Origin of the sequence: Pseudomonas sp. FEN (assembly GCF_904067045.1) — a bacterium.
In the GTDB taxonomy this organism is placed as follows: domain Bacteria; phylum Pseudomonadota; class Gammaproteobacteria; order Pseudomonadales; family Pseudomonadaceae; genus Aquipseudomonas.
The window spans coordinates 1-16,241 of the sequence record NZ_CAJFDC010000015.1 but is presented as its reverse complement, the minus strand read 5'-3'; the positions used below and the strand labels follow the sequence as shown (position 1 = coordinate 16,241).

4 protein-coding genes and 1 pseudogene are annotated in these 16,241 nt (G+C 58.2%); all 5 read left to right on the top strand.

Features of this window, described 5'->3' with window-relative positions:
* Positions 1–22: 22 nt before the first annotated feature.
* Positions 23–12,961: a hemagglutinin repeat-containing protein gene (locus tag PFEN_RS18345; RefSeq protein ID WP_191488226.1), complete on the top strand. Its 12,939-nt coding sequence runs from the start codon at positions 23–25 to the stop codon at positions 12,959–12,961.
* On the top strand, positions 12,961–13,485 hold the full coding sequence (locus PFEN_RS18340; RefSeq protein WP_191488225.1) for a hypothetical protein: 525 nt from the start codon (positions 12,961–12,963) through the stop codon (positions 13,483–13,485). Before PFEN_RS18345 ends, PFEN_RS18340 begins: the two co-directional genes overlap by 1 nt.
* A gap of 152 nt (positions 13,486–13,637) precedes the next feature.
* Positions 13,638–13,970 (top strand): hypothetical protein, encoded by a 333-nt coding sequence (locus PFEN_RS18335; protein ID WP_191488224.1) that lies wholly within the window; start codon positions 13,638–13,640, stop codon positions 13,968–13,970.
* Positions 13,971–14,273: 303 nt separating this feature from the next.
* Entirely contained in the window at positions 14,274–14,606 is a 333-nt protein-coding gene (locus tag PFEN_RS18330; protein WP_191488223.1) for a hypothetical protein, read from the top strand.
* 1,269 nt (positions 14,607–15,875) lie between these two features.
* A pseudogene (locus PFEN_RS31510) lies at positions 15,876–16,241 on the top strand (hypothetical protein); the annotation flags it as partial.

Here is a 16,241-nt window from a genome sequence, read left to right as displayed (position 1 = left end):
CTCGTTGCATTGAGATATTGACATGGACGTTCGTCAGTTTGCCTTCCTGGCGCGGCAGCCTTCTGCCGCCCTGAAAAACCGTGAGCATTTCCTCGGGCTACCCAAGCGCGGGTTGGCGTTCATCCTGGCGAACGCGATGTTCTGGCAGCCGCTGCTGGCCCAGGCGGACGGCATTGCCGTCAGCGGGGGCGGTACCACGCTTGGCCAGGCCGGCAATGGCGTGCCTATCGTCAATATCGCCGCGCCGAATACCCAAGGGTTGTCGCATAACCAGTTCAGCGACTACAACGTCGGAGCCAACGGGGTCATTCTCAACAACGCCACCGCGCGGACCCAGTCGACGCAACTGGGCGGGATCATTCTAGGCAACCCGAATTTCAACGGTGCGGCGGCCAACGTCATTCTTAACGAGGTGAACGGCGGCAGTCCGAGTCAGTTGCGCGGTTATACCGAGGTGGCGGGGCAGTCGGCCCATGTGATCGTCGCCAACCCCTATGGCATCAGTTGCAATGGCTGCGGCTTTATCAATACGCCGCAGGCTACGTTGACTACCGGCAAAGCCGTCATCACCAACGGGCAGGTCTCCGGCTATCAAGTCGACCAGGGCAGCGTGTCCATCGACGGCGCGGGTCTCAACGCGAGCAATGTCGACCAGTTCGAAATCATCACCCGCGCCGCGACCATCAACGCGCAGATCAACGCCAAGCAACTGACCGTGATCGCCGGTCGTAACGACGTCGACGCCCGCACGCTCAGTGCCACGGCGCGGGCCGACGACGGCAGTGCCAAGCCCCAGGTGGCAATCGACTCCACGGCGTTGGGCGGTATGTACGCCGGCACCATCAAACTGGTCGGTACCGAAGCCGGCGTCGGGGTCAGACTGGCCGGCAACCTGGCGGCCAGCGGCGGCGATATCCAGCTCGATGCCAACGGCCAACTGAGCATGGTCCAGGCCGCCGCCAGTGGCGCGGTCAACGTCAAGGCCGCGAGCCTGGATGCGCAAGGTCCGGTCTACGCTGGCAGCAGCTTGAACGTGCAGACCACGGGTGACCTGACCAGCCGGAACAATCTGGCGGCCAGGGACAGCATCACCCTCAACAGCGGCGGCCAGTTGACCAACAGCGGCATCATCGAAGCCGGGGTCAATGCCGACAACACGCGCAACAGCACGGGCGATGTCAGCGTCACGGCGCAGACCATCAGCAACAGCGGCCAGAGCGTGATTGCCAGCCGCGACCTGAGCGTCACCGCCACGCAAACCCTGGGCAACCAGGGCGGCACCTTGAGCGGGCAGCGGCAAACCAGCGTCACCGCAACAACCCTCGACAACCAGAACAAAGGGCGCGTACTGAGTACGGGCACCCTGGGCGTCACTGCCGGGCAACTGCTCAATGGACAGGGTGGGTTGGTCCACAGTAGCGGCGCATTGGTTGCCAATCTGGGCTCGTTGAACAACGGTGGCGCCGAAGTCTCCAGCCTCTCCGGCGTCAGCCTGACCCTCGCTACCCTGGACAACGTTGCCGGTCTGATTTCGGCGGGTAACAGCCTGAATATCAACGCCAGTGGTGCATTCAATAATCACGGTGGCACTGTATCAAGTTCAGGTATTTCCATACTGAAGGCGGCCAGCCTCGATAACAGCCAGGGTCAGATCACGGGCGACCTGGGCTTGAGCATCGACCTGAGTGGCGCCTTGAATAACCAGGGCGGCACGCTCGGTTCCGGCAAGGCCCTGGGCCTGACCGCCGCCAGCCTGGATAACCGCGCGGCGGGGAGCCTGCTTGCCGTCGACGGCACGCTGAGCGCGACCATCACTGGCGCCTTCGACAACCGCGAGCAGGGCAAACTGCGCGCCGGCCAAGCCATCGACCTCAACACCGGCAGCCTCGATAACCGTGGCGGTAGCCTGGCGGGCAAGGATCAGCTGACCTTGCGCGGCGCCTCGGCCGACAACCGTGGCGGTGTGATTCAAGCCGACAAGGACTTGAAGCTAGTCGTCGATCAACTGGACAACCGCGACAAGGGCAACCTGATCGGCAAGGCCGCCATCGGCTACGAAGGCACGCGCCTGGACAACAGCGGTGGCCTGCTCAGCGCGGTTGGCCCTGTCACCCTCAAGGCGCAGGAAATCGCCAACGCCGCTGGCCGTATTGCCAGCCAGGGCGATCTCACCGCCAACGTCGAGACCCTGAACCAGCAGGGCGGGGCGCTGGTGGCCCAGGGCAGCTTGCTGCTGACCGGCAAAAGCCTCGACAACCGCAACGGCGGCACGCTCGCCAGCACCAGAGGCCTGACTGTCAATGTCGGGCAGATCGACAACCGGGCCGGCGAACTGTCCAGCACCGCCAGCCGCGTCACTGTCACCAGCCAGAGCCTGAACAACAGCGACGGCGGCAAGCTGTTGAGCGAGACCGACCTCGGGCTGAGCGTGGCGCAACTGATCAACCAGACCAAGGGCCGACTGTTCGCCAAGGGCACCGTGAACCTGAGCGGCACGACCCTGGACAACACTGGCGGCAATGTCTCCAGCCTCAAGGGCCTGGATATCCGCCTCGACGGCGCACTGCTCAACAATACCGGGCTGCTCAGCAGCGAGGGCGCACTGACCCTCAACGTCGCGAGCCTGGACAACAACGCCGGCAAGCTCGGCAGTGGCGCGGCCTTGTCGATCACCAGCCTCGGCGCGGTGCTCAACCAGGGCGGCTCGATCCTCACGGATCAGGGCTTGGTGCTCAGCAGCGCGAGCCTCGACAACAGTCAACAAGGCGTGATCAACGGCACAGGCGCGACCCGCATTACGACTGGCACTTTGGACAACAGCCAGGGCGGCCACTTGACCAGTGACGACAGCCTGAACCTGACCGCCACCCAGGTCAGCAACGGCGCCTCCGGTCGTATTGCCAGTGCCAAGGACCTGACCGCCAACGTCAGCGGCCTCGACCAGCAAGGCGGCGAACTGTTCAGCAAAACCCGCCTGAACCTGGACCTGCACAACGGCCAATTGAACAACCAGCACGGCGTGATCAACGGCCCACTGCTGGTGCTGAACAACCTCAACGGAGTGGCCAACCAGAACGGCGAAATCTCCAGCGTCCAGGCCTATACCCTGGCCGCGCAAAGCCTGGATAACAGCAACGGCAAACTGCTGAGCGAGCAGGGCTTGACCCTGCGCATCACGCAGGCCCTGACTAACCTCAACGGTCTGATTTCCGCCGCGGCTCTCGACAGCCGCAGCGCCAGCCTGGACAACAGCCATGGCCTGATCAGCAGCCGGGGTGCTGTCGACCTGGGCGTGACCAAGGCCTTCACCAACCAGAACGGCACCCTGATCGGCGACGGCGCGCTGCTACTGGCGGCCAATAGCCTGGACAACAGCAACGGCGCGGTCTCCGGCAAAGCCGACGTGACCGCGACTGTCGCCAGCCTGGACAACCAGAACGGCCAACTGTTCGCCACTGGCGCGCTGACCCTGAACGGCAGCAGCCTGGATAACCGCCAGGGCGGTCTGGTCGGGGCGACAAAAGCGCTGAAACTCAACGTCGACCGGATCGACAACCGCGCGGGCGAGATTTCCAGCAGCGCCGACCTGAGCCTGATCGGTTTGCGCCTGGACAACAGCGACGGTGGCAAGGTCTTGTCCGACACGGCGCTGGGGCTCAAGGTGGCCCAGGTGATCAACCAGAGCCTGGGCCAGTTGCGCAGTCAGGGCAGTGCAACGCTCGATGGTAGTAGTCTGGACAACAGCGGCGGCACCCTGAGTGCCCAGTCGGGCCTGGTCATTACCCTCGACAACGCCCTGACCAACCAGCTCCGGGGCCTGATCAGCAGCGAAGGCAATCTGACGGTCAACGCCGCCAGCCTGGACAACACGGCGGGCAGCCTGTCGAGCGCGGGGGCTTTGAGCCTGACCAGTACCGGGGCCTTGATCAACCAGGGCGGCCGACTGCTCACCGACAAACCACTGACCCTGAACAGTGCCAGCCTCGACAATACCCAACAAGGCGTGATCAGCGCCAAGGGCGCGGCAACCCTCAGCACCGGGACCTACGACAACAGCAGCGGCAGCCTGAGCAGTGGTGACACGCTCACCCTGACGGCCGGGCAGGTCACCAACCAGGGTGGCAGCATCGGTAGCGACAAGGCCCTGACCGCCAGTGTCAGCGGACTCGACCAGCAGGGCGGCAAACTCTTCAGCCACGGCGCACTGAGCCTTGACCTGCACAACGGCCAGTTGAACAACCAGAACGGTTTGATCAATGCCCCGTCGCTGCTGCTGAACAACCTCAAGGGCGTGAACAACCAGGGCGGTGAAATCTCCAGCGCCCAGGCCTTCAGCGTGCTTGCCGACAGCCTCGACAACAGCAACGGCAAGCTGCTGAGCAACCAGGCCGTGACCTTGCGGATCAACCAGGCCCTGAGCAACCTCAAGGGCCAGATCGCCGCCGCCGCGCTCGATGTGCGGGCGGCCAGCCTGGACAACAGCGGCGGGACCGTCACCAGTCGTGGTGACCTCATCCTGACCACCACGGGGCAACTGACCAACCAGAGCCTGGGCCTGATCAACGCCGCGCAAACCCTGAATATCACCAGTGGTGATCTGAACAACCAGGGCGGCACGCTGCTCGGCGCTGGCGCCGTAACCCTCAATGCCATGGCCCTGAACAACACGGGCAATGGCCTGATCAACAGCCAGGGCGGCTTGACGATTACCGCCAACAGCCTGGACTCCAGCAACGGCGGTGAAGTCTCGGCCAAGGGCGATATCGGCTTGAACCTCGGCGCCCTGACCCAGAACGGTGGGCGCCTGCTGGGCAGCCAGGCGCTCAGCCTGGACCTGGCCGGTGGTGACCTGGATAACCGCAACGGTCTGCTGAACGCCCAAGGTCTGTTAACCGTCAGTCACCTGCGCGACCTGAACAACCAGAACGGCGAGCTGTCCAGCAGCCAGAGTTTCACTATTAGTGGTCGTACCCTGGACAACAGCGGCGGCAAGCTGATCAGCAATGACCAACTGAACGTGACCGCCACTGGCGTGAGCAACCAGGGCGGTTCGATCATCAACCAGGGTGGTTTGATTTCCGGTTGGCAGGGGTTGACGGTTAACGGCAGCCGTCTCGACAACCGCAACAACGGCACGCTCTCCAGTCGCAACGGCAACCTGGATGTGACGCTTAATGACGCCTTGCTCAACAGTGGCGGCGGGGCCTTGGTCAGCCAGAAAAACCTGACCGTCAACGCCGCCAGTCTTGATAACAGCGCGGGCATTCTGTCCAGCGGCGCGGCTCAGCAACTGACGGTCAGCGGCCTGCTGAACAACGCGGCGGGCGGCTCCATCGACAGCGCCACCACCCTGACGCTCAACGCCATGGCCCTGAACAACGCTGGCAGCCTCAGCGCACAACAAGCCCTGAGTTTCACCGGCACGACACTGGACAATACCAGCGGCACCCTGACCGGCAATGGCGCGGTCAATCTCGACCTGCTGGGCGTCCTCACCAACACCAACGGCAAGCTGGTCAGCGCCGGGCCGCTGGTGATCAGCCGCAGCAGCCAGATCAACAACCAGGGTGGGCAACTGGTCAGTCAGGGCCTGTTGAGCCTGCTCAGCGGCGGTCTCGATAACAGCCATCGCGGCACCGTGGCGGCCAACGACTTACTGACCCTGACCACCAACGGCGCCGTGCAGAACAATGGCGACGGCCTGATCTACAGCCAGAACGGCGACGTCAAGCTCACTGCCGCCAGCCTCGCCAACGGCAAGGGCACGGTGCAAGGCCAGGGTGCGCTGAACCTGACGGTCACAGGCGATATCGACAACCAGAGCGGCAAGCTGATTGCCCAGAACGGCGACCTGAACGTCAGCGCCGCCAACCTCGACAACCGTGGCGGCACCCTGGCCAGCATCAAGGCGGCCCTCGAAGCACGGATCGTCGGCGTGCTGAAAAACGGCTACGACCTGAACAACAACCGCCAGGGCGGCATCACCCAGGCCCAGCGCCTGAATCTGAGTGCCCTGGGCGGGATCGACAACTACGGCGGGCGGATCTCGGCGCAAAGCGGCGATGCCGTGATCACCACCGCCGACTTCGACAACCGCAACGGCGGCCTGTACGCCAAGGGGTTGGTCAAGGTCAGCGGCAACAACTTCGACAACAGTGGCGACAACGACGGGCAGATCGCCGGCCAACAGATCGACCTCAGCCTCAACGGTGCGCTGAACAACCGCCTGGGTATTATCGAAAGCGACAGCACCCTGAGCGTGCGCGCCGCCAGCCTGGATAACCAGACCGGGCAACTGCGGGCGCTGGGCACCAGCGGCAAGACTGATTTGCAGATCAGCGGGCTGTTCGACAACCGCAACGGCAAGCTGGAAACCGCCAACACCGACCTGACCGTGAATACCGCCAGCTTCCTGAACCTGGGCGGCAGCCTGCTGCATGTGGGTAACGGCATCTTTGATATCGCCACCGCGAATATCTTGAATGCGGGTGGCAGCTTGGTGACCCGGGGTGGGTTGACGCTGACCGCGGATAACTGGACCAACAGCAGCGTGATCCAGGCCGGACGCTTGACGGTGAACGTCAATACCCTGAACCAGACGGCGGGCGGACAACTGCTGGCGTCCACCAGCCTGACCGGTAATGGCGGCAACTGGAATAACGACGGGTTGATTGCCAGTGATGGCACGACGAGTCTGAACCTGAGTGGCAGTTATGGCGGCAACGGGCGTTATAGCAGCCTGGGGACATTGGGGCTGACCGCCGCTTCGCTCAATCAGGGCAGCACCGGGAGTATTGCCGGGGGCGGGGATACCGCGATCAATGTCGGTGGGCAGTTGAGCAACTATGGCCGGCTGACCTCGGCCGCTGGGATGACTGTTAATGCGGGCGGTATCAACAACTACGGGACCCTGGGCAGCACGCAGATCCTGACCGCGACCACTGGGGCATTGCTCAACGACCACGGTCTGATCTTCAGCGGTAGCGACATGGGCCTGCGGCTCGATTCGTTGACCAACAGCTACGGTAGTATCTACAGCCTGGGTAACTTGAAGATAGATCGCGACGGGCTTGGCGGCTTGGCCAGCAGCATCGTCAACAGCTCCAGTTCAATCCAGAGCGATGGCAGCATGAGTCTGGCCGCGAGCACGATCAAGAACGTGCGAGCGGTGCTGACCACCAACAATCAGGGCATCTACACCGCCTCGATCACTGAAACTCAATGTATCGAAGGCTTTAACGCCAGCGACTGCAGCGATGGCAAGGAGAACCACGTCTGGCAGATCACCCAGCGTGACAAGTTCGAAGTGACCGAGGCCAGTGCGGCTTCCAGCATCACCGCCGGCATCAATCTGAGTGTTCAAGGCGGGGACCTGCTCAACCAGAGCAGTAGCATCGCCGCTGGCGGTAGCTTCAGCGCCCAGGTCAATAATCTGACCAACAGCGGTCTGGAAACCGGGGAGACCGAAACGTCGCGAATCTTCGTGTCCGAGCGTACCCGTCACCCGGAAGGCTGGTACGCGAACGCCGCCGCCTTTACCAACCAGTACTGGTTTCAAAGCGCAGGCTACAACCCCAATAACCTGGGTGGCCTCCAGGCAGCCATGAGTGCCTTTATCGGCTCGACCGAGCGGGAGTGGGAGCAACTGCGTACCAGCCGCAAATTGGCCACTGGCGATCAGAGTTATGCCGCGGTGATTCAGGCCGGTGGTGCGGTCAATGTCCAGGCGCAAAACGGCATCGACAACAGCGTCGTGCGTCCGGGCTACACCTATGTCGGCGTGGGCCCTCGTACCGACACCCAGTCCTCGGGCAGTAACTTCTCCACTCGCATCACCGTTAACGCGCAACTGCCGCCGAATCTAGCGCAGCAGCAGGTCAATCCCTTGGCCCTGCCGGGCTTCAGCCTGCCCACCGGGCAAAATGGTCTGTTCCGTCTGAGTGCGCAGGGCGGTTCGGGTCGGCAGGCGAGCCAGGCCAATCTGGGTTTGCAAAACTGGAGCATGGGTGGTGCTACGGTCAGTACCGCACTGCGTCAACAAAGCTTGCCGGGAGTCCAGGCGCGCAACTTCCAGATCGGTGATATTTCGCCGGTCGCCGCCAGTGATCGGCAATTGACCGAGGCCACCCGTCAGGTTACCGGTAGCAGCGTCGGTGCCAGCGTTATCAACGTCGGTGGGCCTGTCGATACCGGTAGCAATCTTATCCAACTGCCGGGTTACAGCAGCAGCGACTCGGCGATCACCCAGCCAGGGAGGGTTCAGGTCGATACCGCCACGGGTATATCGACCCTGGCCCGCGTCCAGGGCTTGCCGGATATGTCGGTCAAGTCCAACCCACAGAAATACCTGGTCGAAACCAACCCGGTGCTGACCGACCTCAAGCAGTTCATGAGTTCGGACTACCTGCTGTCTGGCTTGGGTTACAACCCGGACACCAGCGCCAAGCGTCTAGGCGACGGATTCTACGAGCAGAAACTGATCCAGCAGGCCGTGACGGCCCGCACCGGACAGCGCTTTATCGACGGTCAGACCTCCGATGACGCGCTCTTCAAGTACCTGATGAACAACGCCATTGCCAGCAAGCAGGAGCTCAACCTGCAACTGGGTGTGAGCCTGACTTCCGAGCAGGTTGCCGCGCTGACCCACGATATTGTCTGGATGGAAAACGCGACGGTGAACGGCGAGCAAGTGCTGGTGCCAGTGCTGTATCTGGCCGATGCCAATAACCGCCTGGCGGCCAACGGCGCACTGATCCAGGGCAGCGACGTGAGCCTGATCGCCGGCAAGGACCTGAACAACGCCGGTACCTTGCGCGCCAGCAACAACCTGTCGGCCGCGGCTGGCAATGATCTGGTCAACAGTGGTCTGCTGGAGGCGGGTAATCGCTTGGACTTGCTGGCGGGTAACAATGTCGTCAACAAAGCTGGCGGCATCATCGCCGGTCGCGATGTGAGCGTGACCGCCACCACGGGCGACGTAGTCAACGAGCGCACCATCACCATTCACGAAAGCCGCATCGGCGACAAAAGCGAACAGCGCGGGTTCGCCGATAGCGCCGCGCGGATCGAGGCCAGCAACAACCTGACGATCAGCGCCGGGCGCGATATCGACAACAGCGGCGGGGTGTTGAAAAGCACGCTGGACACCACGCTCAAGGCTGGCCGCGATGTGAACATCACGTCAGCCGAGCAAGTGAACGGTCAGACGTTGGGCGTCCGTTACAGCGACAAAAGTGTGATTCAGAATGGCTCCAGCGTGACTGCGGGCAGGGACCTGACGGTCAGTGCTGGACGTGATCTGACGGCGATTGCCAGTCAGATCGATGCCAAGCGTGATATCGCCATGGCCGCGACGGAGAACCTGACGCTGGCCTCGGCGGCAGACGAGCAGCATTCCTTTGTCAAGACCAACAAGGTCACCCGGCAGGAGGATCATACCCGGCAGGTTTCTACCGGTGTTACTGCTGGCGGCAGTGTCGCTCTGGTTGCGGGCAAAGACCTTGAAGTAACTGCAAGCCGGGTGAGTGCAGGCAATGAGGCTTACCTCTATGCCGGCAATGACCTGAACCTGAATACGGCGCAAAACAGCGACTATTCCTATTATTCCAAAACCAAGAAAGGCGCTTGGGGCAAGAAGTCATCGACGATGACGGAACGCGGCAGTGAGCAAGCCGTTTCCTCAGTCATACAAGCGCAAGGGAAGACCACGATCGTTGCCGTGAATGACGTCAACATCACCGGCTCGACTGTTAACAGTGACAAAGGTGCCCTGGTGGTTCGTGCGGGTAACGATGTCAATTTGAGCGCCGCGCAAAACAGCCAATTCAGCGCTTCGGCCAAGTCGAAGTCAGGTGGTTTCGGGTTCTCCAGCACCAGCAAGATGAGCAGTGACTCCTCCAGCAGCACTTCATTGACGGGAGCGACGCTCAGCGCCGATAGCACGCTGATTCAGGCGGGGCATGATCTTGTGGTGTCCGCCAGTAATGTCGTGTCGACTGAACAAACCAATCTGCAAGCCCGTAATGACATTCGCATAGAAAGTGGCACCGAGCAGTTCAGTGCGCAACATAGTCAGTCTACTAAAAAGTCAGGCCTGATGAGCTCTGGCGGGATAGGTGTGACCTTGGGCTCATCCAAGAATGCCTATACGCAAAGCACTGAAAGCCAGATGCAGAAAGCCAGCACCATTGGCAGTGTGTTGGGCAGCGTGAGCATCACCGCCGGCAAGGACCTGAGCGTCAAGGCCAGCGATGTGGTTGCGGATAAAGACATCAATCTTGCCGGACAAAATGTCTACATCACGGATGCCGCCAATGACAGTTCTACCCGAACCGCTCAAGAGAGCAGTAAAAGTGGCCTGACACTGGCCTTGTCCGGGGTCGTGGGAGAGGCTGTCAATACGGCGGTGCAAACGGTCCAGGCCGCCAAGCAGGAAGATGACTCTCGTCTTGCCGCACTTCAGGGGGTCAAGGCCGGGTTGTCTGGGTATCAGGCCTGGCAAGGTGCCCAGGCGATTCAGTCCGGTGCGAGCACGGGCAGTTTTGTGGGTATTGCCTTGTCGCTAGGCACCCAGAAGTCCAGTTCCAAGCAGGTTCAGGAGCAGAGTACCAGCCAGGGGAGCAGCCTTACCGCAGGCAAGGATCTGAACATCATCGCGGTAGGGAGCGGTCAGCCGGGTTCTGCAACGGGTGATATAGCGGTCGTCGGTGGCAAGCTGCAGGCGGGCCATGATGTGTCGATGACAGCGGCTCGCGACATTGATCTGAGCGCGGGCCTCAACACACAACGACTTGATGGCTCCAACAAGAGTGGTGGTGGGGCGATTGGTATCAGTCTGGGGGTAGGTTCCAGCGGTGCGGGTCTGAGCATATTCGCCAATGCCAATAGCGGTACTGGCAAGGAAACAGGCAACGGCAACGCGTGGACAGAAACCACGGTCAACGCGGGTAATCAGTTGACCTTGAAAAGTGGGCGGGATACGACCCTGGAAGGGGCGCAAGCCACGGCACAAAAGGTGATCGCCGATATTGGCCGCAACCTGACCTTGACCAGCCTGCAAGACACTGATCGTTTCGATTCCAAACAGGCCAATGCCAGTGCGGGTGGTAGTTTTACCTTTGGCAGCATGACGGGCAGCGCATCGCTTAGCGTCAGCCAGGACAAGATCAAGTCCAACTTCGAGAGCGTGCAGGAGCAAACAGGCCTGTTTGCCGGCAAGGGAGGATATCAGGTCAATGTTGGAGAACACACGCAGCTTAACGGCAGCGTGATTGCGAGCACCGCCAGCGCGGATCAAAACAAACTGAGTACGGGTACCCTGGGGTGGACGGGGCTTCGCAATGAGGCTGACTTCAGCAGTCAGCACCAAGGTATCAGTGGTGGCACTGGCGGCGATACGGGCTCGACGTTCCTGGGGAACATGGGCAGCCTGTTACTGACGGGAGCCAATAATAGCGGGCATGACAGCAGCACCACCTACTCGGCTGTTTCAGCGGGTGAAATCAATATTCGCGAGCAGGGCAAGCAACAGCAGGATGTCGCCACGTTGAGTCGTGATGTCGAACATGCGAATAACGCCCTGAGTCCGATTTTCGATAAAGAGAAAGAGCAGAAACGCCTGCGTCAGGCTCAGTTGATCGGTGAGATCGGCAACCAGGCGATCGATATCATCCGCACCCAGGGTGCGATCGAGACGGCCAAGGCCCTGAAGGATCCGCAGAAGGTTGAAGCGGCTCGTCAACAGTTGGCTCAGAGCGGTAATACCAATCCCACCAACGAACAACTCTCCACTCAGGTTACCAACGCCGTCCTGGAGGATTACGGTACGGGTGGCAATTATCAACGAGCGGCGCAGGCGGTCACGGCGGCCATCCAAGGTCTGGCTGGCGGTAATGTCGCTCAAGCCCTGGTGGGGGCGTCGGCACCGTATCTGGCCGGTGTGATCAAGGCCAGCACCGGTGACAACCTTGAAGCGAGAATCATGGCTCACGCCGTGCTTGGCGCGGTATTGGCCAAGTCCCAGCAGACCTCGGCCCTGGCGGGGGCCACGGGCGCCAGCCTGGGAGAGCTGATTGCTACCCAGCTGTATCCGGGCAAGCTGTCCAGTGAACTGAGCGAAGTTGAAAAACAGAAAATATCGACGCTGTCGACCTTGGCCGGTGGTTTGGTCGGAGGCTTGGCGGGGGGCGATTCGGCGAGCGCGGTAGCTGGAGGGAACGCGGCCAAGAACGCGGTTGAAAACAACGAAGTCTCCTTTCCATTGGATGTCGGTTATGGGGCGGCGGCGGCCAGTCTGGATGCTTATTTGGTTCAACAGGGCGCGACCGCGGAACAAAGAAGCGAGGCGCAGAGATCGCAAGCCAGGGGCGATGGATATAAGGGGCCAGGACATGATTTTGTCGCGGGCTGGGTATATGCTTCGGGTGGTGTGGGCGCTGCTGTTGTCCTTCCGGAATTGGCAATGGGATGCGCGCTGGCGCCGGCGATGTGCAATGAGACGGCTATCATTGTTGCAGAAATGGCGGGTGGGGATGCGGCGCTAGGTGGTACGGCGTTAGGGGTGTTTGGTGGGGGGGCTCTTGCGTTAAAAGGTGGTGCAAAAGGAACTACTAACGCTCCCAATACATCGAGGTTCATTGCGGACTCTGCCGGTAACACTATTGATTTAGATTATACCAAGGGACTCAGGGAAACGAATGTGACGGTCACGGGAACTCGTGGTGGTGTTCAGTATCCGTTGCAAGGACAAGCACCCAATTCTTACGCCAATCTTGGAAATGGGCATGTTGTTGTCTATGGTCCTGAGGGGCGTGCACTATATGATGTGTCTAACTCTCGGATTAAGGTGGTCGAATGGAACCAAGCACCGAATGGAACATATTTCCCCAAGAAGGGAAGTGATACAAAAGCTTTTGAGGGAAATGTTCCTCAGTCGGTTCTTGATAGCTTAGGGTTGAATTGATGAAAATTTATCAGGGTAATATTTCTAAAGAGTCGTTGAATTTGTTTGTTTCGGATATCGGCTCCGGGGAATTTTTTTCATATGTAGGGCACTTGGTTTCATTGGAACAAGCAATTTCTGTTCTAGGTTTGCTCTCTCCTGATTTTATTGAGGTTGATGGCCACGTTTTCTGGCTGCCTAACGCTCAGCAATACGACCCGCAAAAATTTCATTTGAAGGGGCTGGTCGAGACCGAATCTGGTGTGTTGGAACAAAGTGCATCGCGTAGAGACGTTGAGCGATACAGAAATATTTTTTCAATAAATCAGTTCTTTTCAAAGTGGGAAGATGCGCCGGGCCGACCCGTATTTAAGGTTGGCCTGTCGGAAGAAGATTATCGTCTTTGTCATTTATTTGCTGAGCAGATCACTAGATATTGGAGGCGCGCGCTATCAGACTCCTTCCCAGAGAAAGTGTTTCAGTTTGAAATTGCTGATAATCTTCTCGATGAATATGGGGTTTGTCTGACATTCTGGCAGCCGTAGTTTAAAGAGGGCACAGAAAGGGTGCAAAAGAACTGGGGAGAATTGAACCACCCATTCCCAAAGTAGATGTCACAAATGACTTTATGATGAGCGTGTCCAACGGGGGCACTACTCTCAGGTATGGCAATCCTGAGGGCGTAGCAGGATTGGTCGTGAATGTGGATAAAGCTGGAGTGCTGGGATTTGAGATTCGTGCAGCACAAAATCATCCTTTTTACGATGCATCAGGCACTGATATGTTCGCCAGCGCCATGCAACGCCTAGGCAATGAAGGTATCCAGGTCAATCAAATTCGTGGGGCTTGGGAGGCGGGTACTGACAGCGTTAACACTGCTAAATATCTGCAGAATATTGCCAATGGAATGTCAAAAGAAAATGCTGCTTTGAATACTTGGACAGGCCAGATATCCCAAAAATACGGATACACGAAGGTCGAAAAAATTGAAAACATTGGCGAAATTATCTATGTCACTTTCGGAAAATAGATATTTGTTAGCGGAAATACTGAATGGGAAGCCGCCAAGCGTCGTGTTGAACATGATGCTTGAGGCCGTTCACGATTTAGATAAATATGCTTTGGCAGATATTTTTTTGGAAGAGTTTGATCGTTTGGATAGCAGGATTCTTCCTGTAATATGGAAGTGGAAGAGTGCGAGATCTATTAGAGGTATATCTGATCAAAAAATTTGATGAGGCGGTGCTTACGCAGATGAGATCTGCAGGTTACATGGTGTAAACAATAGGGTTGACTGAGGTTTTACCTCAAATTCATTGGTGCAAAAGCTAGCGTGGATGCGCCCAAGGGTGGGTTTGGGCCTACTTATCGGCCAGCAGATAGCGACCAATTTGAAAAGATTCTGACTTCGTATTACGGTGCGGATAAAACTGGCAGCAGGGTCGGAAACGGCGGATTGGCTGACGCTGTGCGTTATGAGAAAGCTACAGGCGACATGTTGTCTCCTGCTGGGCATGAGCAAAAAGCCATCGAGGTCAGTAATAGACTAAGTGATCTAGTTCGTAATGCTGACAATCAACCACCCGGCAAATACCCTTACAGTCAGCGGGATATTGATTTTGCTAAACAGCTAATAAAGGATATCGACAATGCTCTTGGCCGATGAGTACTTCAGAAAGTTTGTTCTGTGGTTGGTTTCTTTACCCTTCTTTTCCGCTGAAGCTCTGGAGGCTTCATTGAAAGAGTTAGGCGGGGTGGTGGCATTATTGAGAACTCATACTACATATCCGCGTACGAGTTTTTAGGTTGCACTCTGGTGCAGAAAAATTCATTTGAACACATATTGGAGTTTCTTCGGGGTTTCGAGTTGGAATTGAGTGAGAATCCTGAGTATCGGTACTATTTTGTTGAGTCTATAGTCGACCATTCTCTGGTTCGTGGTGATGATCTCGAGACGTTAATAAGTGCGGCGCCTGACAACTACAAAACATTTTTGCGTAGACGGTTTTTGCCGAGGTAAGACTGGTTCGTTGGTGCAAAAGGTACGCTGAACACATCCTTGCTTGATGAGTTGACTGCTAATGGTGTGAAATTTACCCCAGAGAATGTCATTGCAACGACTCGCAGTTCTAGCGGGAAAGTTGTATTCCTAGAGACCGGAAACTCAAAGGCTGGGTTGCACACATCATTGAGGAGCATGGTAGCCAATTCGCTCAGATGGGTGTGTCAGAGGCTCAGATTCCGGGAGTAGTGATGAGGGCGGTTTTTTGAGGGTAAGCTCGTTGGCTATCAAGGCTCTGGAGTTGGGCGCCCGATTTATGAGTTAAATATTAACGGTCAGACGCAGCGAATAGCTGTGACTGTTGGTGATAACGGCTTCGTTGTCGGTGCAAATCCAAGGGGGAGCGTTAAGTGAAATGTATAAAATTAATGGCGGATTATCAGTGTTATCCGATTTGGAATATGTCCCCGGGTGAGTATGGGACATGGCTCCTTGCGAGCTTCCGATTTCTAAAGAGCTTCAGGAACGTCTATTAAAATGGGCCGCCATTTATGACGAAACACTGGATGTTGATTATCCGCCAAACTCCGGGTTCAAGAGTGAGGAGTTGGAGCGTGAGTTTAAATCTGAGGGGGAGCGATTAGTTATAAGTTTGAGGAATGAGCTCGGCCAAAATTTTCTGTATCTCTTAAAGTTTAGTTGGTGCAAAAGGCTCAGGGGGAGTAGCTGGTTCTGGTGGGAAACCCACAGTTGAATTGTTTGGCGGGCAAAATGCACAAACTCCTGGCGCAATTAACGTTGATATTCGTGCAGATATTCAGTCTGGTATTCGAGCGGACGCAACGAAACTTCCGTTCAAGGATAGCTCGTTGGAGAGGTTGTTGCTAGGTGAACAATAACCTGAACAACAAAGCCGGTGGGTCATCGCTGGGTGATAACGCCCTGAGTCCGATTTTCGATAAAGAGAAAGAGCAGAAACGCCTGCGTCAGGCTCAGTTGATCGGTGAGATCGGCAACCAGGCGATCGACATCATCCGCACCCAGGGTGCGATCGAGACGGCCAAGCCCTGAAGGATCCGCAGAAGGTTGAAGCGGCTCGTCAGCAGTTGGCTCAGAGCGGTAATACCAATCCCACCAACGAACAACTCTCCACCCAGGTTACCAACGCCGTCCTGGAGGATTACGGTACGGGTGGCAATTATCAACGAGCGGCGCAGGCGGTCACGGCGGCCATCCAAGGTCTGGCTGGCGGTAATGTCGCTCAAGCCCTGGTGGGGGCGTCGGCACCGTATCGTATCC

What these genes read in the sequence shown, in the direction of transcription:
- PFEN_RS18345 (WP_191488226.1), top strand. Translation starts at nt 23, where the DNA reads ATGGACGTTCGTCAGTTTGCCTTCCTGGCGCGGCAGCCTTCTGCCGCC.
- PFEN_RS18340 (WP_191488225.1), top strand. Translation starts at nt 12,961, where the DNA reads ATGAAAATTTATCAGGGTAATATTTCTAAAGAGTCGTTGAATTTGTTT.